Source organism: Streptomyces lunalinharesii, from assembly GCF_039532155.1.
Classification (GTDB): domain Bacteria; phylum Actinomycetota; class Actinomycetes; order Streptomycetales; family Streptomycetaceae; genus Streptomyces; species Streptomyces lunalinharesii.
The window spans coordinates 1-887 of record NZ_BAAARK010000116.1; the positions used below are offsets into that span (position 1 = coordinate 1).

The window sequence follows — 887 nt, forward strand, 5'->3', positions numbered from 1 at the left end:
CTCAGGGTGCCCCGGCATGCGCCGGAGCACCCGCGCTGAGGAACTGTCAGCTCTTGGGCAGCAGGACGGTGTCGATGATGTAGACGGTGGCGTTGGCGGTCTGGACGTTGCCGCAGACGACCTTGGCGGAGTCGTCGACCATGTAGGACTCGCCGGAGCCGGCGGTGGTCAGCTTGTTCTTCGCCAGCGTCTCGAAGGAGCCGTCGGCGAGCTGCTTCGGTGCGATCTTCTGGCCGACGACGTGGCCGGTGAGGATCTTGGTGAGCATGGCCTTGTCGGCGAGGACCTTGTCGAGCTGGGCCTTGGGGATCTTGTTGAAGGCGTCGTTGGTCGGTGCGAAGACGGTGATGTTCTTGGCGCTGTTGAGGGTGTCGACCAGGCCGGCCTTCTTCACCGCGGTGACCAGGGTGGACAGGGCGGGGTTGTTGGAGGCGGCGGTGGCGACGGGGTCCTTGGCCATGCCGTCGAAGCTGCCCTTGCCGTCCTTGGGGACGGCGGTGCAGGCCGGTCCGAAGGGCTTGGCCATGGTGTTCATGTCGCCGCCGGTGTCGCTGCTTGTGGTCGGCTTGGCCGCGGCGGAGGAGGCATCGGATGCCTTGTCCTTGCTGCCGGCTCCGTTGTCGCTGGAGCAGGCGGCCAGTGCGATCGGCAGTACGGCGGCGGCGGTGACGGCGAGGACGGTACGGCGGATACGCAAGGTGTTCACAGGATTCTCCCAATGCTGTTGTGAATGTGTTCTGTTTGGTGTGGGTGGTGTGGTGGTGGTTAGGTCACGGTGACCACCACCGAGTGCCAGCCGGAGGCGCCGTTGGGGATGGGGCGGGTCCGGGCGTCGGTTTGGGTGTAGCCGGTGCGGTCGGTGGCGCGGACTTCGAGGGTGTGGGTGC

General features: G+C 66.5%; 1 protein-coding gene. It reads right to left on the reverse strand.

Translation table 11 applies throughout. The features are described from left to right. Positions 1-46 precede the first annotated feature (46 nt). Positions 47-706, reverse strand: a complete 660-nt coding sequence (locus tag ABD385_RS41200) for a fasciclin domain-containing protein (protein ID WP_344585411.1) — start codon at positions 704-706, stop codon at positions 47-49. Positions 707-887 lie beyond the last annotated feature (181 nt).